Annotated in this window: 10 protein-coding genes; 6 read left to right on the forward strand and 4 right to left on the reverse strand. The window is 74.2% G+C overall.

The window, feature by feature from the left end:
• The first annotated feature begins 123 nt into the window (after positions 1-123).
• From OG702_RS00675 to OG702_RS00695, 5 genes are all read left to right on the forward strand, one after another.
• A complete protein-coding gene (locus OG702_RS00675; RefSeq protein ID WP_327286849.1) occupies positions 124-1386 on the forward strand; it encodes a hypothetical protein in 1263 nt (420 codons plus the stop codon).
• On the forward strand, positions 1383-2549 hold the full coding sequence (locus OG702_RS00680) for a caspase family protein (protein WP_327286850.1): 1167 nt from the start codon (positions 1383-1385) through the stop codon (positions 2547-2549). The genes OG702_RS00675 and OG702_RS00680 overlap by 4 nt, the downstream gene beginning before the upstream one ends.
• Entirely contained in the window at positions 2546-4477 is a 1932-nt protein-coding gene (locus OG702_RS00685; protein ID WP_327286851.1) for a sigma factor-like helix-turn-helix DNA-binding protein, read from the forward strand. The genes OG702_RS00680 and OG702_RS00685 overlap by 4 nt, the downstream gene beginning before the upstream one ends.
• Entirely contained in the window at positions 4474-6462 is a 1989-nt protein-coding gene (locus OG702_RS00690; RefSeq protein WP_327286852.1) for a M48 family metallopeptidase, read from the forward strand. Before OG702_RS00685 ends, OG702_RS00690 begins: the two co-directional genes overlap by 4 nt.
• A 132-nt stretch (positions 6463-6594) precedes the next feature.
• A complete protein-coding gene (locus OG702_RS00695) occupies positions 6595-7482 on the forward strand; it encodes a hypothetical protein (RefSeq protein WP_327286853.1) in 888 nt (295 codons plus the stop codon).
• Here OG702_RS00695 and OG702_RS00700 read toward each other — a convergent pair.
• Together OG702_RS00700 and OG702_RS00705 are read right to left on the reverse strand one after the other, a co-directional pair.
• On the reverse strand, positions 7463-11431 hold the full coding sequence (locus tag OG702_RS00700; protein ID WP_327286854.1) for a hypothetical protein: 3969 nt from the start codon (positions 11429-11431) through the stop codon (positions 7463-7465). The genes OG702_RS00695 and OG702_RS00700 overlap by 20 nt on opposite strands.
• Complete coding sequence (locus tag OG702_RS00705) at positions 11428-12237, reverse strand: tetratricopeptide repeat protein (protein ID WP_327286855.1); 810 nt, start codon at positions 12235-12237, stop codon at positions 11428-11430. The genes OG702_RS00700 and OG702_RS00705 overlap by 4 nt, the downstream gene beginning before the upstream one ends.
• A 650-nt stretch (positions 12238-12887) precedes the next feature.
• Here OG702_RS00705 and fxsT point away from each other — a divergent pair.
• On the forward strand, positions 12888-15455 hold the full coding sequence (gene fxsT / locus OG702_RS00710) for an FxSxx-COOH system tetratricopeptide repeat protein (protein ID WP_327286856.1): 2568 nt from the start codon (positions 12888-12890) through the stop codon (positions 15453-15455).
• Here fxsT and OG702_RS00715 read toward each other — a convergent pair.
• The gene (locus OG702_RS00715; RefSeq protein ID WP_327286857.1) at positions 15449-16579 is read right to left on the reverse strand and encodes an FxsB family cyclophane-forming radical SAM/SPASM peptide maturase; all 1131 of its coding nucleotides are present in this window, start codon (positions 16577-16579) and stop codon (positions 15449-15451) included. The two genes, fxsT and OG702_RS00715, sit on opposite strands and share 7 nt — an antisense overlap.
• Positions 16576-18501, reverse strand: coding sequence for an aKG-HExxH-type peptide beta-hydroxylase (locus tag OG702_RS00720; protein WP_327286858.1), 1926 nt, complete (start codon positions 18499-18501; stop codon positions 16576-16578). The genes OG702_RS00715 and OG702_RS00720 overlap by 4 nt, the downstream gene beginning before the upstream one ends.
• Between the last annotated feature and the right edge of the window lie 4 nt (positions 18502-18505).

The raw sequence follows: 18505 nt of genomic DNA on the forward strand, positions 1-18505 counted from the left end.
TTGTAGATTCGGCGCAGAGCCGGCGGCGTGACCCGTGCGGAAGTGCGGGGCGCTCCCCGGCTTGTTGTCACCCGGCCGACGGGGATCGGTCGGGCCGGGGTGGGAGTAGCTGGGGGGTGGGACATGCCTGTTGTCTTCGTTCACGGAGTGGCGACGCGGCGGTCCGCGGCGTACGAGCGGGCGGCGTTACGGCGCGCCGCGCTCTGGGAGGCGTTCCTGGCACCCGCGTGGGGCGTCCCGCCGGGTGGGCTCGGGATCGTGGACGCCTACTGGGGGGACGCCGCGGCGCGATTCGGCTGGAACCACGCGTCGTTACCGGGTGCGGGTGAGGAGCGGTTCGGTACCGCCGACCCGGACACGATGCAGGACCTCCTCGGCTTCCTGCCGGCGCGCGGCGGTGAGGTGGGTGCCGCACCGTTGACCGCGCTCGCGCGCGAGTCCCTGGCCGCCGCGGTCGACCTGCTGTGGGAAGCGGCCGGTCAGTCGGACTCCGGGGCGCAGGCACCGGAACTGGCCAGGCTCGCCGCGGAAGCGGCCGACTACGCCGAGCGGCAGCCGCAGCCCGCCTGGCTGGCGCAGGTCCGCGACGACCGGGACTTCCTCGCCGCACTGCTCGCGCACCTGGTCGAGGGCCGCGACACGGCGCCCGAACACGCAGGCCCGGCAGCCGTGGAGGCGTTCGGGCCGTCCCGCCGGCGAGCCGCGGTGGGGCGGCTGCGGGAAGGGCTGGCCCGGATCGCCTCCGCCGTGCCTCGGGCCGCGACGACCGCGACGCTGTCGGTCGCCCGCTCCCGTACGCACCGCTCGGTGTCCGTCTTCCTCGGCGACGTGCTCGCCTACCTCCGGCAGCGCGAGCAGCACGGCGCCGACGGCGCGATCGCCCGCGCCGTCGCCGGGGCCGTCGAGGAGGGTGCCCGGTCGCGTACCGAGGCGGATCCGCGGCTGGTCGTCGTCGCGCACAGCATGGGCGGGAACATCGTCTACGACCTCCTCTCCCACCTGCGCCCCGACCTGGAGTGCGACGCGCTGGTGACCGTCGGCTCGCAGGTCGGCCTCTTCGCCGAGCTGGACCTCTTCCCCGCCGTCGCACCCCCGCTGGACCCCGCCGTGGAACGGGTGCCCGCCCTGGCCGGTGTCGGGCGCTGGATCAACGTCTTCGATCCCGACGACGTCCTGGCCTTCGTGACCGCGGGCATCTTCGCCGGCGCCGAGGACTACCGTTACTCCACCGGTCGGGGGCTGCTCGGCGCGCACTCCGGGTATCTCCTCACGCCCAGCTTCCACCACCTGCTCGCCGGACGGCTGGGCAACGGCCCGGCCGCGCACCGCGTGGTCGCACCCGCTCCCCTGCACCCGGCTGCGCCGGCCGCGGAGCACGAGGCATGACGGAGCTCTTCCACGACGCGCGCCGCGACGAACCCGCCATGCACGCGCTGGTGATCGGCGTCGGCAGCTATCCGTACCTGCCCGGCGGCCCGCTCGCCGACCCGCGCGAGGCGTTCACCTTCGACGGCATGCGGCAACTGACGTCCCCACCCCGGTCGGCACTCGCCTTCGCCCGGCTGCTGGTGGACGGCGGCACGGCACGCTGGAACGTACCGGCGGGCAGCGTGGACCTGCTGATCTCCAGCCCCGACGGTGACGTCCCGCCCGGACTGCCGGAACCTGCACCCCGCGAGCCGACCATCGACCGTATTCGCGAGGCCTTCGCGGCCTGGCTGGCACGCTGCGCCACGCATCCGGAGAACGTCGCCGTCCTCTACTTCTGCGGCCACGGCCTCCAGGCCGAGAGCCAGCTGCTGCTGGCCGGCGACTTCAACCGCTTCGGGGCGACCCCCTTCGCCCAGGCGTTCGACTTCGACGAGACGCGTCTTGCCCTCCAGCAGCGCGGGCCGCGCACCCAGTGCCTGATCATCGACGCCTGCCGGACGGACTGCTTCGACCTGCGTCCCGGACCGGTCGCCCCGCTGGCCCGGCCCGAGGTTTTCGCCCCCCGCGTGTGCACGCACGAGTTGACGCTGCGGCTGCCCGCGTTCGAGGAGACCGGCGGTCGCCGTGGGGAGGTCTCCCAGCTGACCCGGGCGGTGATCCGCGCGCTCGACGGGGAGGCGGCCACCACGGATGACGCCGGGCGCTGGGTGGTCCGGATGGAGGGTGTCCGCAGATCCGTCGACACCCTGCTCAGGGAGGAGCTGGACGTCTCCTCGCTCCCGCGCGGGGTCGAGTCCAACAGCCTCGGCGACACCGTGCTGCGCCGGCTCGACGAGGCGCCCGCCGCGTCCCTGACCGTCCGCTGCCACCCGGCCGGCCCGGCCGCGCGGACCCGCCTGAGCTGCGCGCCGCACCACCCGGAGGACCTGCCACCGGTGGACTGCGGCGAGCCACGGCAGGCCGCCGCCACGGCGGACCTGCCTGCAGGGCAGGAGTGGCGGATGCGGGTGCGGGCCGGCGTCTACCTGCTGCGGGCCAAGTCCCCCGCTGCCGAGGTGTCACGGCCGCACAGCGTCCTGCCGCCGCACTCCCGGGCGAGCATGGAGGTGGCGAGGTGACACCGGGCGCGGGCACGGAACCGGGTGCGGTCCGGCCGCCGGGGCAGGCGGGAGCGCCGACGACGGGTCTGACCGTCCTGCTCGACGCACAGGACGCCTGGGCGGTGGGGACACCCGTCTGCGCGGACGTCCTCGACGACCGCCAGCGACTGGTCACCAGCCGTCTGGTCACGGCCGGGCGGCCGTGCCCGATCGCGCTGCCACCGGGTGACTACGCCGTACACGCGGTCCTGCCGTCCGGCCTGACCTTGGGCGGCGGATACACCCGGGTGACCGACGACCCCGGGCACTGGCGCGAGTGCCGGCTCACCCTGGAAGGCAGCGCCCCCCAGCCGTGGTTGGAGGCGACCGTGCTCCTGCTCCCCGCGCACACCTCCGCGTTCGGCCGCCTGGACGACCCCCGCTACGAGGACGTCTGGCTGCGGCTGTGGGCCCGTCAACCGGGCGGCTGGCGGACCTCCCCGCCGCGGATGTCGGTCGGAAGCTCCCCGGAGGGCGCCCGGGTGATCGTGGAGGACCTGCCGCCGGTGCCGTGCGCCCTCCAGTTCGGCAGCTCCCGCGCCCCCTGGCAACTGCTCCACCTCCCCCGCGGCCGGACGGCGGCGGCGACCCTCCGCCCGGCGGCGCCCGGACCGGTCCGGCTGGTGGCCGGCGTGCTCGGCACCGACGCGTCGGCCGATCCGGTCGCGCGGGCCCTGCTCGGCTATCTCGCCACCGGGGCGGCCCGGCAGGCCGCGATGGTCGCGGACCTGATCGACCCGCCGCGCACCTGGTCGCAGGCGGCGGCCCTCGGATACCACCTGGTCCGCACCCGGCGTGACCCGGCCGCCTGGCCGCCAGAGGTCCTGGACCGGACCGCGGACACGCCGGACGGCGCCGTGCTGGCGGCGTGGCACCGCCTGGAGCGGATGCGTACCGGAGCCGAGAGCCCGTCAGCGGTCGCAGCGCGCGCGGCCTTCGTCGCCGCCGCACAGCGGGACCTGCCGGTCTGCACCGATGGCCTGCGCATCCTGGTCGAAGGGATGAGGCTGACCCGCCTGGCGGAACCGGACCCGGGGGTGGCCGTCCCGGCGAAAGCGGCCGACCCCGCTCTGGCCGGTGCCCTCGCCAGGTGCGCCCGCTACCTGGCCGCGGCCGACACCACCGCGCCGCTGCTCAGTTACGAAGGCGCCGCCCCCGATCTGCCGGGGCCCGCCCGCCCGGCCCCCAGGCCGCAGGACGCGGTGGCACTGGACCTGGCCCCGGCAGGCGCGTTGGCGGACCCCTTCGACGAGCTCTTCACGCGCACCTTCGCGCGCGGCCTGGCCAAGGCCGTCATGACCACCGCCGACCTGCGGCAGGCCGAAGCCTTGGTCACCGAGGTGTACGCGCGGGGAGGGCGCCGGCCGGCCGCCTCCGCCGAGACCGGCTTCTACCGGGCGCTGGACAAGGCCGCCTGGCAGACCGGCCGGCGGTGGCGGTCGGGAGGGCCAACCGACCTGCGCTTCACGCCGCCGCGCGACGCGACGGCCGCCGAGACCGGTGCGGCACTGCGGACTCTCGACGCCGTCACCCGGCTGCCCCGCGGACAGCGCGTGGTCACCGAGATGGCCTTCGTCCAGGGGCTGGCGGAGGACGAGATCGCCCGGGAACTCGCCGTGCCGCGCGGCGTGGCGACCGCGTACCTCCGCCGGGCGCGCCGGACGCTGCGCAAGCTGCTGGGCGGCCCGGTCACCGACGCCGCCGGCCCGGCCGCCGCAGCGGACCGGCACCTGCAGGGGACGGCGGCCTCCACCCGGATCGACCGGCGAGCGCTGCTCGACCCCCTGCTGCGGGAGCGGCTGCGCCAGAGCCAGGACTGGCTCACACGCTGCTTCGCGCACGACGACCGGACCCGACGGCGCCTCGGAGCGCTGGTCAACGACGCCATGGAAGGGGGGACGCGGTGAGGCGCGCGCTGATCGCCGCGAGGACGCTGATCGCGGTCGGGCTCCTCATCGGCATCTACGTTCTGGCGCTCGTGCTGGCCGCACTCGACACGCTGGTGGTTTTCGAATTCCTCGTCCACCAGACGCGCGACGAGGCGGGTTCCACCACGAACCCGGTCGCGATCCTCGCCTCGGTGCCCGCTGTCGGAGCCGTCTTCTGGGGGCTGGCGACCGTGAGCCGGCCGTCGTTCACCCTGGCGGAGTCGGTCGCCCTCAGCGAGCAGGACGCGCCACGGCTGTGGCGGCTGACCGATGAACTGGCCAGGACGCTCGGTACCGAGGCGCCGAGCGAGATCCACCTCACGGCCGAGGTGAACGCCGCGGTGACCGAGGAGTCCTGGCTGCTCGGCCTGGTCGCCGGACGCCGCCGCCTGTATCTGGGACTCCCCCTCCTGCTCGGGATGACCGAGGACGAACTGCGCGCGGTCCTCGGCCACGAACTCGGCCATTACGCGGCACTCGACACCAGGCTGGCCGCCGTGGTGCACCGCGGCAGCCAGTCCCTGCACCAGCTCACGGCGAAACTCGAACTGCTCGGCCGGGCCAGCAGCTACACGCGCACCTTCGCCTGGGTGGTGCGCAAGGTCTTCGCGGGTTACACCCTGTGCTTCGACCTGGTGACGCTGGCGATGGCGCGCCAGCAGGAACGGGCCGCCGACGCCAGGGCGGTCCACGCGCTGGCCGTGCTGACGGTGCGACGCGGCGGGCCGTCGGCCCGGGGGGAGATCGACGCGGCCGGCGCGCAGGCCCGCCGCACCACGGCGGACGCCTTCCGGGCGCTGAGCGCCACGTCCCACGCCTGGGAGGACCTGGTCGTGAACTGGGTACGCCCCGGCCACCACCGGGGGATCGCGCCCGCCGACGTCTTCGCCGTCTTCGCCGCCATGCTCGGCGATCCCGGCTACGGCGCCCGCTTCGACCAGCTGAGGATGTCCCTGCCGGAGCCTCGCCGCTCGGTACGGGACACCCATCCGCCGCTGGCCGCGCGTATCGCGGCGCTCGGTGCGGTCCCCGAGCGGACGGACGCGCCGGGTCCGCCGGCGATCGGCCTCCTGGTGGACTGGGCGGCGCCGGCCGGCCGGCTCCAACGGGTCGCCGCTGTCGGCGCGCCGGACACCCCGGTCGAGCGGCTGCCGCTCCACGACTGGCGACAGCGGGTGGCGGAGATCGTCGCGGCGGCCGCCGCCGACCGTCTGCTGGCGGCGGCCGCCGGCCGCTCGGGCAGGCCGGACCCGGGCACCGGCACCGTGCTTGACCTGCTGCGCGATGGACAGGCCCCTCAGCTGGCCCGGGCGCTGGCCGTGGACCGCGGGCCCAGGCGTCTCGCGCGGCGACGGGACCCGGACCTCACCGAGCTGACCGGCCACCTCACCGCCCTGGTCGGCCAACTCCTCCACCAGGGCGGATACGTGCGCCGGCAGCCGTCCTGGCTCCACCAGGGGGGCATGGAGCCGATGAGCCCGTTCGGGCCGGACCTGGGGCCGCTGCCGGCTCTGATACGGGCGGCGCCGTACGATCCGGCCGCCGTCGAGGAACTGCGCGACCGCCTCACCGGGCTCGGCGTCGACCTGACCGCCCGCCCGCGCCTCACCGATCGTCCCGCTGCCCGTTCGGCCACCGGCCCCGAGCCGGCCGCACCGGGCGACGTGGGCATCCGCCGGGCCTCCCGCTTGCAGGCGCTGCTGGACTCGCGGGGCACGCCGCAGGAGCGCCGCGTCAGACTGTTTTCCGGCCTGGCCATCCTTGTCGTCTTCGCCGTGGGCCTGTTCGCGGCCGCCTACTGGGTCGCCGGACACCCATCGCCGGACCGGACCACCGTGATCACGCCGTACACGCCGCCCACGAGCAGACTCCCCGTCGTGCCGTCCATCGTTCCGTTCCTCCCCGGCAACGGGACCTTCAGCCTCCCTCCTGCCACATCCCCCTGGGTGGTGCCGCTCCACTGACCCGGGGGCGGTGGTGGCCGGCGGCCGTGGCCGGGAAGCTCTGCGCGGCTGCGGGGCGCGCTGCTAACGTCGACAGGGACGGGCGGGGGCCGGACCTGCGGGCGCCGTCGCGCAGACGCTGGGGGGCGGGCTATGGCCGGGATCGCGGTGGCGGGAGTCCACGGGATCGGGAACCACGGGTATCTCAAAGCCGCCAGGGGCGATCTGCCCGGTGCCACGGCCGCGATCGGCGCCGACTGGGAGCAGTGGATCGCCCGGGGGCTGCAGGCGGTGGGCGGCGACGTGGTGGAGCCAGGACCGGTGCCGGTCGCCTATTACGCCGACTGCCTGTTCCGCGGTGAGGCCATGGGCGCGGAGGATCCCGCCCGGCTCACGCCGTTCGGGCAGGAACTCCTCGCCGCCTGGATCGAGGAAGTGCGGCTGGCGCAAGAAGGCGCGGAGGCGGTGCCGCTCGCGCCGCAGGGGCGTCTGACGCTGCTGCTGCGCTCCATGACCCAGTGGTTCACCGAGCGGTACGGCCGGCAGGCCCTGCGGATCGTCACCGCGACGGTGGGCGAACTCGCCGCCTACTTCGACCCCGACACGCCGGACACGCGGACGCAGGCTCGCGAGCGGGTCGCCGGGATGCTCCGCCGGTACCAGCCGCGCGTGCTGCTCGCGCACTCCCTGGGCAGCGTCGTGGCCTACGAGGCCCTGTGCGACCAGCCCGACCTCGGCGTCGAGCTCTTCGTGACGCTGGGCAGCCCGCTGGCGATGCGCAGCGTGGTCTTCGACCGGCTGATACCGGCGCCGGCGGACCGCGGACCGAAGCCACCCGGAGCCGCCGCCTGGGTGACCGTCGCGGACCGCGGCGACCCCGTGGCCGTCCCCCGGCACGGCATCTCCCGGCGTTTCCACGACGTCACGCGCGACCACGAGACCAGCATCCACCTCATCGACCCGCACCGGGCGAAGCAGTACCTGCGCTGCCGCGAACTGGCCGCGGAGATCCTGCCCTTCCTCACGCCGGGGACCGTCTAGCGACGTGCTCGAGCGCGTACACCCGCCCTCCCGCACCCACCAGCAACAGCCCGTCGCCGCTGGAGGCGACCGCGACGACCGGCCGGCCGAGATCGATCACGCCCAGCGTGCGGCGGCCTTCCAGGTCCCACACCCGCACCGTGCCGTCCACACCACCCGACACGGCCACCGGCCGGCCGGCCAGACGCGTCGTCAGCAGCGCGGTGACGGCGCCGCGATGTTGGCCCAGGGCGTGCTCGCCGACCCGCACCTGCCCGTCGGGGTCGGCGTGCACGCTCACCAGGGCGCCGCCCACGAAGGACGTCCGCAGCTCGGGGCCGGCCGGCCGGCGGTCAGGCTCGGGCCACGGCAGCCGGTCGGCGTGGGCTCCGGAGGCGACGTCCCAGAGGCGGCAGCCCCGCGCCGAGCGCAGCAGCAGTACGGGGGCGCCGCCGAGCACGATCTCCTCCACGCCGACGACCGCGGCACCGTCGCCGGCCAGCGGCGGCCGTCGCGGACGGCCGGTGCGGGCGTCCACAGCGTGGCAGGCACCGTTGTCGTCGCCGTAGACCGCGACGGGTTCTCCCGCCACCGACACCAGACCGACGGCGGTCACCGGCAGCGCGGCGGGGCGGACGGGCGCGGCGCCCGCCGGGTCGGGACCCGCGAGGGCGACATGGGAGGCACCGTCCTGGCCGTAGTTCCGCAGCAGGCTCCGCGCGCCGAGGCTCCACAACGTCGTCGGGCCGTCACCGCCGACCAGGCAGTGCAGCTCCCCGTCGCGCGCGTCGATCAGGGCGAGGGACCGTACCGGGTCCCGGCCGACCTTGATGGCCTCCCCCACCTGCTTCAGGCCCGCCAGGTCCCACACCGTCACCGACCCGTCCTGGCAGCCGGCGACGACGACGCACCGGGAGTGCAGCTTCCCGAGGGCGACCGCGTTCACCGCGCCGTGGTCACCGCCCAGTGACCGCTTACGGGTGTGGATGCGCATGTCCCACACCGCCACCGCGCCGTTGGCGCACCCCGCCACGAGGACCAGCCGCCCCTCACAGTGGCCGACGGCAACCGAGAGCGCGGGGGCTGGAGTCGACCAGGAATGGGGCAGGGGTGTCTGGCTGCCGTCCTGATACCAGCTCTGCAGGCGTCCGCCGACGGTCGCGCACGCCACCGCCACCACCTCGCGGTCCGCGACGGCGGCCAGCGCGCCCGGTGCCAGACCCGCGAGCCGCACCGCGGGGCCCATGAGCTCGCCGGTCGCCAGCTCGCGGACCGTCACCTCGCCGTCGCTGGTGCCGCTGACGACGAGCGGGCCGTCCGCGCGGTCGGCGACCGCGAGCGCCTTGACCGCGGCGCCCTGCCCCGGCCATCCGGCCACCGCCTCGGCGTGGTCGAGGACGGTCACCCCGCCCTGCCCGGTGCCGACCACCAGCACCGGCCGCCCGTCGAGCCTGCCCTGGGCCAGGGCACGCGCGGCAGCGGTGCCGTCGGTGCACGGCACCAGCCCCTGCCCCTCCCACACCCGCAACACCCCGCGGCGGGTCAACACCCCGACAACAGGTCCGGCACCACCCGCGTCGTCCGCGCCGCCCGCCCACAACGGCGCCCACGGCAGCGGCTCTTCACCAGGAAGTCGCGCGACCCTCCGGGCGAGATCGTCCCGACCCTCCAGCGCCGCCGCCAGCCCCAGGCCCAACCGCCGGTCGGAGGTGGCGGCACCGTGCCAGCGCGTCACCACCCGGCGCAGCGACCCGTCGAGATGGGGCAGATAGGCCGACTCCGCCGCGCACAGCAGGTACCCCGGGTCGCCGAGGATCGCACCGGCACCGGCACCGGCACCGGCTGCAGCGACGCCCGCACCCGCGTCCGGTCCTGGGTCCCCGGCGTCCCTGCGGACGGGCTTCAACCCGAGTGCGTGGCCGAGGCTGTGGCGCAGGACGTACGGCTCGGCCGCCGGCCACTGCCGGTGCCCTGCGGGGCCGAGCCCGTCGAGCAGGGCCTGGAGGACCGGCTCGGCGTCCTTCTCCCGGCGCAGATGCTGGACGAGTTCGGTGTGGAAGAGCCGCTGGACGGTCACCGCGTCGTCGTCGACGGCGCGGCGCAGGTAGGTGTGCCCTGCCGCCAGGGCCTCCTGGACGTCGGCGAGCGAGGGTCCCGGCTCCGGGTGCAGGGCCGCGGCCACCCGCTGGATCACCGAAGCGGGCATGCCGTCGCCGCGGGCGTGCGCGAGAGCGGTCAGCACCGTCAGCAGCCACGGGTGGGCGGCAGGCCCCGCCAGGTCGAGATCGAGGATCTCCGGCAGCGTACGCGGCGCGGCGGCGCCCAGGCGCTCGGCCTCGTCGGCTCCGCGGTCCGGGTCGAAGGACCCCAGAAAGTGACGCGTGTAGAGGCCGGCGACCAGGAACTCGCCCCACCCGTTGCCCCGGTGGGAAACCAGCGTCTCGGCGAGCGAACCCGCGAACGCTCCCGTCGTCTGATGCCGGCCCCGATATTCCGGCACGCCCAGCAGCAGCCCGCTCACGTACGCGTGCAGATCCCTCAGCAGGACCGCGGGCTCCACCGCGTCGAGATCGAAGCAGTGTCCTGCCTCGTGGGCGAGATCACGCAGCCCGCCGCTCTCCTCGTAGGGCCGGGTCGCGACCAGAATCCGCACCGTCCTGCCGTCCGCCGCGCGTATCACCCAGTCGCACACGGCCGCCACGTCGTCGGCCTCGTCGACCGCGTCGATCACCAGCGTGGCCGGCCCCGGCACGTCCGGCGCGTGCAGCGCGGCCAGCAGCCGGTCGGCGGACAGCTCGCCGAATCCGAGCTGGCGGCCCAGCTCCCCGGCGACGGCCTCCAGGCCGCGCCCGCCGGCGTGGGCCGCCGCCAGCCGGTCCACCGCGGGCGGGGACGCCGCGACGTCGTCCCACACCGCCCTGGTGGGCTCGCGCAGATCCCGGTGGGCGGCGCACACCAGCAGGCCCGCGAGCGCCGACTTGCCCGCGCCCGGACTGCCGGTGACCACGGACACCGGCGACGTGCCGTCGCCGGCGAGCCAGCGGGAGAGCCGACGCAGCTCATGGGCCCGGCCGGTGAACCCTCCGACGAGCCCGCCGGCCTCGTCCCGCAGTCCCTCGGATCCCGCCACCGAGTCGACGAAGTGCCGCAGATCCGAGCCGTGCTCCGCCCCGTCGAGGAAGGAGCTCAGCCTGCCGCCGGGAACTCCGGAGCCCGCCGACTCCTGCCGGCCGAAGGCGGGATTGCGGAACAGCGGCAGCACCACCGCCTCGTCGGTGAGCTCGATCCGGCTCGCGGTGACGTACTGCCGGTAGACGCGATGGGCGTCGGCCAGTTTGAGGGTGGTGCGGCGAACCGCGTCAGCCACGGTGCCCAGCGGGATGTAGGGCGCGCGGGACGTCACGTCGGTGCGCCGGGCGGCCAGATCGCCGAGGACCTCGGTGAGTGCCATGGTGAAGTGCCCGTTGAAGGCGTCCCTGTCGGGCTCGCAGGCGGCGATGACCCATCCGCGGCGGCCCGATCGGTCGTAACGCGACTGCCACGGCAGCTGGGTCACGGCGCCGGACTCGCACAGGTCGAGCGTGAACAGGACCTCCGGCCGGTCCTTGACGTGCTGCAGCCCGGCGAGCCAGCCCCCGATCTCGGCGCCCTCGTGCGGCATCCCGTCGGCGCCGAGGGCGTACAGGGCGCCGTCCCTGCCGTGGCCGTGCGTGAGCAGGTGGACCAGCAGGACGCTGTCGCCGCCGGCCGCCTCCAGGGACTCCCGCACCAGGGCGCCGAGCCGCTTCGTGCTGAGTCCCGGCTCCGCGGCGACGGTGACCGAGAACCCGAAGCCGTCCTCCAGGACGGTCGCCAGATCCCTTACGGCGTCGGCCGCGAAGTCCAACTCGGCCAGCGGCTCCTGGCCGTCCGGGTCGAATCCGGACACGCCGATCAGCAGCGCGCGCCGCTCCCCCGATCCCGGTGTCACACGCGTGTCTCCGCGAGCCGGCCGAGCATCCGCCGTGCCCGCTCGATGTGTTCCGGCGGCAACGGGTCCGCCGCGCCGAGCGCGGCACGCAGCGCGGCGCGGGCCCGGACCGTGTCGCCCGCGCGCAACCGCACCGCGGCGATCCGCAGGTGCGTGCGCGCCCGTTGCGGGGCGAGCAGCAGCGCGGCCCGCAACTCGGCCTCCGCCTCGGGGGTCCGGCCGATCGCGGCGAGGGACAGCCCGCGCGCGGATCTCAGGTCCGCGCGGAACTCCGGCTGATCCGGCTCGCGACCGGTCAGCCGGTCCAGATCCGCCAAGGCCGGTCGCGGACGGTCGAGATCGGCCTGAATCTGTCCCCGCGCCAGGAGTGCCGACGCCTTCTCGGGCGCGCTGCTCAGTGCGCGGGAGAGGTAGGTGAGGGCGTTGGCCTCGTGGCCCGCGTACCAGAGGGCGTAGCCCAGGCCTTCGAGCATCACCGGGTCGTCGGGCAGCAGGGCCAGCCCTTCGTGCTGCACGGCGGCGGATTCCTCGTAGTCGCCGGTGGTGAAGCGCACTTCGGCGAGGGCGTGGTAGAGACGGGCGGTCGACGTCAGATCGCCGACGATGTTGAACAGCGACAGGGCCTGCCGGTAGAGCTTCACGGCGGCGGCGGGGTCGCCGGCAGTCCGGGCCAGGGAGCCCTGCACGGCCAGGGCGTCCGCCTCTCCCCATTCGTCACGGGCGGCGTGGTAGGCCGTGACGGCGGCTCGGATGAAATGCCCGGCCGCGTCGAAATCACCGGCGCCATAAGCGCTTTCCGCGGACATTCGCAGTTCGTCGGGGGTGCGGGGGTGATCGGCGGCTTCGCCGACCGGGGACGGTGCCGGTTCCCGATAGGGCACCGACAATCCGTACCAGGGTGCAAGGTTGTTCCGCTTCGGGGCTGTGATGCCGCGGCTCTTCACGAGCGAATGCGCGGGCGCCTCACTCATGGCCGCCTCCCACCAGGTGGCCGGCCGAATGGCGGGATCTCCCCCGACCAGGCGTCCAACGGATTCCCCGGACACCAGTGTTCTTCCCGGTCGCTCGGCCTGTCAATCACGGCGACGGCCCCCGCGCCTCGTCGAGCCACCAGTCTCAGCCACCCTCGCCTCTGTACCCGGACGTCCGGCAATGGCCCCTGGGGGCCTGCCCGGGCGGGCCGGAAAACCGCCGCGAGGCGGTGCACAACATACCGGTCGGTCGGACGCGGGGAGCGGAGTTCACACAAAACGAATCACGTTCCTCTGGTAACACCTGAACGTGTGAAGGCCCGCGGCACGGTCATCGAGTGAACTTCCGACCGGCGTCGCAGCCCACCCGCTTCCACCCGAATCACGCCGTACCCTACAGATAAGCCGTGGCGGCATGCGGATTCCGCATTCGCCGGCCGAACGTCCGGCACGCGCACCGTGGGTACGACAAGGGAGTTGACCTCGTGGAGGACTTCACGCGCATTCTGATCTTCGGCGAGGAGATCCCGGCGAGGAATTCGCACTTCACCGGTCGGGACGAGGAGCTGGAGACGCTGCGGCAGCGGCTTGCGGCCGAGTCGGAGAAGACCCCCGGGCGGCCGCCCCAGGTTGTCTACGGTCTCGGCGGGGTGGGCAAGACCGAGATCGCCGCGGAGTTCGCCCACCGCCACGCCCAGGACTACGACATCATCTGGTGGATACGTTCAGAAGATGAAGACCGCGTCCAGGACGCCTTCGTCAAACTGGGCAGGCGACTCGATCTGCCGCACGCGGACGACTACCCGCCCGACAAGTTCGTCCCGACGGTGATCGACGCGCTGCACCACGGACCGTTCGAACGGTGGCTGCTCATCTTCGACAGCGCCACCGAGCCCGCCGTCGTCAAGCGCTATCTCCCCCCGGGCCGGCGGTACGGCCATGTGATCATCACCTCCCGCGAGCAGCACTGGCGGATCCACACCAAGGCCGAGGGGATCGAGGTCACCCCGTTCTCGCTGGAGGAGGCCGCCGAATTCCTCGGCAAGCGCGTCCCCGACCTGGCACAGCGCACCGAACAGGGTGCTCCGCTTGACCCCGCCGACCGGCGCAGCCGCCACGACGACGCCGTGCGTCTGGCGACCGCGCTGGGGAAACTGCCGATCGCCGTGGAGCACGCCGCCGCCTACCTGGCCGAGACGGGGATCGCCGTCGAGCGCTACCTCGCGATGTTCAGGGAGAACGCCCACACCCTGTTCAGCCAGGAGGTCGACATGGACTACCCGCACACGGTGGCGGCCACCTGGAGCGTGTCCAGCCGCCATCTGGGGTCCGACGCCGTCGAGTTGTTCCATCTCTTCGCGTTCTTCTCGCCGGAGCCGATGGCCGAGGAGCTGTTCCTCAGCGGTGGCGGCAAGGTGGCGGCGCCGGCCGCCCTGGCCGCGGTGCTGTGCGACGCCAGCCGCTTCCGTACGGCGTTGCGGCGCCTGCACCGCTACTCGCTGGTGAAGGCCGATGGCAAGCACGACGTCATCACCGTGCACCGTGTGGTGCAGCACGTCACCCGCGGCCAGTTGGAGATCGAGCGGTTCCAGGACTGCGAGGAGTACCGCGCGGCCGTCCACGCGCTGCTGGCGTCCACCAACCCGCACAATCCCGACCGGGAGAGCAACGACGACCAGTACGACCTCTCGCTCCAGCACCTCAGGCCGGCCGGGGCGCTGGAGACCGACAATCCGGAGCTGCGGCAGCTGGTCATCGACCAGGTCCGGCGGCTGCACCTGAGGGGCCGCCACAAGGAGTCCCTGCGGCTCGGTGAGGAGGCCCTGGCGTTGTGGCGCGCCAAGCTGGGGCCCGACAACGAGCAGGTCCTGCACCTGTGCGTCGAGGTGGGGATCGCCATGCGGCCGTCGGGGCGCTTCCCCGAGGCCCACGAGCTGAACCAGGAGACCCTGGAGCGGCTGACCAGGGCGGTCGGCGACGACCATGAGACCACCCTCATCTGCGCCAACAGCTACGGCGGTGACCTGCGCACCCTCGGCAGGTACACCGAAGCCCTGGAACTCGACCTCAAACTTCTCCCGTTGTTCGAGCGCGTCTTCCTGCCCGACCACCCGCGGACCCTCAACGTGCGCAACAACCTCGGCGCCGACTACCGGCGGCTCGGCAGATTCCCCGAAGCGCTGGAGCAGGACCAGCTCACCTACGACGCGCGCGAGCGCTCCCTCGGTCCCACCGACCTGCGCACCCTGAGGTCGAAGAACGCGCTCTCGACGGACCTGCGGGCCTGCGGGAAGTACGACCTGTCGCTGGATGTGGCCAGGGACGTCGTCAAGGCCCTCGCCCTGCGGTCCGGGCCCGAGACCGTCGACGCCCTCAACGCGCAGAAGTGCTTCGCCGTCGCACTGCGCAAGGCGGGGCAGTACGACGAGGCGCTGCTGCAGAGCGAGCGAGCCGTGCAGCGCTACGCCGACTTCCTCGGCGACCAGCACCGCTACCACCTCAGGGCGGTGATCAACAGGATCAACGACCTCCGCGTCACCGACCGGCTGCGGGAGGCCGAAGAACTGGCCCGCGGGGCGCTGCGGCGCTGCGCCGACCTCGACATCCCGAAGGGCGACATGACCTGGGCCGCGTCGGTCAACCTGGCCGTGGTGCTCCGATCCCGCAACCGGCCGGAAGAGGCCTACGCGCTGGACGACACGGCGGTCGGCGCGATGACGGAGCTCTTCGGCCCGGAGCACCCGCTGACCCTGCAGGCCACCGCCAACCTCGCCAGCGACCTCGCGGCGGTCGGGGACACCACGGCGGCACGCGAGCTGGGCGAGCGCTGCTACGAGGCGAGCTGCCGGGTCCTCGGCGCGGACCACCCCGACGCCCTCGCCGTGGGCGCCAACCTCAGCCTCGACCGGCGGGCCGCTGGCGACGCGGCGGCAGCCGAGGAACTGCGGAACGAGGTCGTGCTGCGGTTCGAGCAGGTGCTGTCCCCGCAGCATCCCGTGGCCAGGATCGTGCAGCAGCGCGGGAGGGTCAGCCTCGACATCGAACCCTACTGAGCCGCGGCGGGCAGATCGGCCCTCACCCGGTCGCGGATCACCGTGATCATCCGCAGCAGGTCGGGGCAGTACACCGACGGGTTCGCGAAGCCGGTGGCCTGGTCGTAGCGGTGGGTGAACAGCCCGCCGCCGCACGTCCGTACGACCGGGCAGCTCCTGCAGAGCTCGCAGAGGGAGTCCAGGCCGCCCTGCCTGAGCCGGGTGAGCGGATGCGCGAGCGCGGCGTCGAAGGGCGAGTCCGCCACGTTCAGGCCGAGATCGGCGGCGCCGGAACCGGCCAGGGTGAGCGAGTCGAGCTGCTTGACGGCCCCGTCGGTGTCCACCACGACCACGGTCGAGGGGCGCAGCCCGAGGCCCTCGACGGCCGGTGTCCCCCCCAGCACCGACTGGACGATCTCGCTGAACAGCCGCACCCGGGTCTCCCCCTTCGCGTACCAGCGGTCGAAGACCGCCAGCAGCCAGTCCGCGTAGGGGGTGCCCGCCGTCTCCGCGCCCCGGGCCGGCGGCGGATGCGACCAGGTGCCGTGCGGCAGCAGGAAGTCGACGGCGGGCGGCGCGTACGCCAGCAGCGCCTCGTACGTGGCGAGGGGCGGGTGGTCGAGATCCACCGTGCACAGAATCCCGCCGAAGGCGCCGCGGTAGCGATCCTTCTCCAGGAGCCGAAGCGCGCGCTCCACGTGCTGGTGGCTGCCGCGCCCGTCGGCGAACTTGCGGTGGTGGTCGGTCGCCCGGGCGCCCCCGTCCAGGCTGACCCCGATCCGGACGCCCAGCCCGGCCAGCGCCGCCAGCCGCTCCTCGGTGAGCAGGACGCCGTTGGTCTGCATGCTGACGTCCACCCGGGCGGGCACGACCGCCCGCAGCCGGTGGACGAGCTCGGTGAGGAAGTCCGTTCCCGCGAGCAGCGGTTCACCGCCGTGCAGGATCACCGCGAGCGACGGCAGCCGGTGGGTCCCGGCGTGCTCGGCGATCCGCTCGACCGTACGGTCCACCGTGACCGCGCTCATCCGGAGCGGCTGGTCCCGCCACGACTGGTCGGCCGTCTCGTAGACGTAGCAGTAGTCGCAGGCCAGATTGCAGCGGCTGTGCACCTTCAGGACGAACTGGCGGAACGGGACGGCGGTCATGTCGTCCTCCCGGGGGATCGGCCGCCGCTGGACGCGTACCGGCCGCAGACGTCGCCGGACTCGCCGCGCGCGAGCCAGCCGGCCAGCGCGAGGGGGTCGGCGGTCTCACCGGAGGCGGTGTGCAGGGCGGTGTGCACGGCGCTGACCAGAGGGACGCGGCGGCTCAGGAACGCTGCGGCGGGGTCGTCGCGCCGGCCGCGGACGGCGAGGGCCAGTCCGGACCACACCTCGGGTCCGCACGGGCGGCGCCGCAGGGCGTCGAGGTAGCCGGCCGCGGCGGCCGGGAGGTCGTCCCGCAGCAGCGCCGCGTCGGCCGGGCCGAGACCCAGCGCGCCCGTACCTGACGGGTTCTCAGCGCCCAGCAGGTCGCGGAAGCGCGCAGGGTCGGCATAGCGCAGGGTGAGCAGCCTGCTCCGGGGATGCAGGCCGCGCCGGTCGGCGGGGCGGACGCGGTACGGCGGCCAGGACCGGTCGGCGAGAGCCGCCGGGCGACGCGCGTTCCAGCGTGCGGCCAGCTCGTGGAGCGCCGCCGGGTCCACCAGGACATGCCTCACCTCCCAGGTCGTCCGGTGCTCGAACGACGCGCTCAGGCCCAGGCGCCGGGCCTCGGCGGGAACCTCGTCGGCGCGCCAGGCACGCAGCCGCCGGGCCATCTCCCCGACGAAGCCCGCGCCCTCCGCCGTGAGCCGTCCGGAGGCGAGCAGGTTCTCGGCGACGCCGAGCGTCTCGGCGCGCCGGCGGGCGAACTCCGCGTGGCCGCGGACGGCCTGCTCGGCGGGCAGCAGCCGGCGCTGGGTGCGCCAGAACCGGGTGACGCCGAGGAAGGCGTAGGCCCCCTGCAGCAGCGCTGCCGGTGGCCGCGGGTCGTCGCGCCAGGGTGCGTAGAAGAAGTCGTCACTCACAGGCCCGGGACCGGGACCGGCGCCGTCCCCTTCGCCTTCGCCTTCGCCTTCGCCGATCAGCGGGACCAGTTCGAGAACGGCGCACAATTTCAGGTGCTGCAACTCATGGACCAGGGTTTCGGCCATCGCCAGGTCGTCAGGCGGTAACGACGCGGCGACCGCGCCGAATGCCGAGGGAAGGGTGGCGGCGACACTGGAGCCGCTCCCCTCGGGCATCAGCGGCACCAGCGTGCGTACGACGAGAGAGATCGCCTCGGCGTCGGCTCGGTGGTGGCGGGTCAGAATGCGCCACGTCCCGGCGAGGGTTTCGGCCCACCGGCGTATTTCCACCGGGTCGAGCGATTCCACCCGGCGGTGACGGGGGCAGTCGAGCGACGGAGTCGAGCAGTCGACGGCGAGATCCAGCGTGAGCCCGGCGTGACGGGTGGTCAGGGTGATCGGGCGTGGCCGGTCGACGGGCAGCACGACGTCCGCGGTGACCAGTTCGAGCCGCCCGCCGTGACCGCGCAGCCGGACGGGGCCGCGCACGGCTGCGGGAGCCCGGCGGGCGGGACCGTCGGCGGCGGGCGTCAGCGCTCCGGTGACCGGGAGCGCGGGCACCCCGTCCGAGGAGGCGACCAGCAGGTCGAAGTCCACCCCCGCCCGCAGGCAGGCGATCGCGGCGAAGGCCCCGGCGTCTGCCAGGCAGGCGCGCAGCTCGGGGCTGTCGCCGTCCGAACGCGCCAGCCGCAGCAGGCAGTCGGCGGCCCATGCTCCGAGCTGGGGCATCGCGAGCACCGGGGCGACGGTGTCGGGCGCGTACGACTGGGCGATGCTCAGGGCCGTCCAGGACGCGGCCAACTCCAACTCGCGGTGGGCCGCGGGGAAGCGCTGCGCCGTCTCGGCGATCACCGCGTGCAGCAGCAGGATGTGCTTGCTGCGTTCGGCGTCGCACAGGCGCGCAGCGGTTTCCCTTGAGCCCTCGCCCGCGGCGAGCTGGAGCAGCTCCGCGGCGGGGAGTTCGTGCACGGCGATCGTCATGCGC

It is taken from the genome of Streptomyces sp. NBC_01198 (assembly GCF_036010485.1).
In the GTDB taxonomy this organism is placed as follows: domain Bacteria; phylum Actinomycetota; class Actinomycetes; order Streptomycetales; family Streptomycetaceae; genus Actinacidiphila.

Excerpts from the sequence above, each read along its gene's own strand:
- OG702_RS00675 (WP_327286849.1), top strand. The coding sequence starts at position 124 with ATGCCTGTTGTCTTCGTTCACGGAGTGGCGACGCGGCGGTCCGCGGCG.
- OG702_RS00680 (WP_327286850.1), top strand. The coding sequence starts at position 1,383 with ATGACGGAGCTCTTCCACGACGCGCGCCGCGACGAACCCGCCATGCAC.
- OG702_RS00695 (WP_327286853.1), top strand. The coding sequence starts at position 6,595 with ATGGCCGGGATCGCGGTGGCGGGAGTCCACGGGATCGGGAACCACGGG.
- OG702_RS00705 (WP_327286855.1), bottom strand. The coding sequence starts at position 12,237 with ATGTCCGCGGAAAGCGCTTATGGCGCCGGTGATTTCGACGCGGCCGGG.
- OG702_RS00715 (WP_327286857.1), bottom strand. The coding sequence starts at position 16,579 with ATGACCGCCGTCCCGTTCCGCCAGTTCGTCCTGAAGGTGCACAGCCGC.
- OG702_RS00720 (WP_327286858.1), bottom strand. The coding sequence starts at position 18,501 with ATGACGATCGCCGTGCACGAACTCCCCGCCGCGGAGCTGCTCCAGCTC.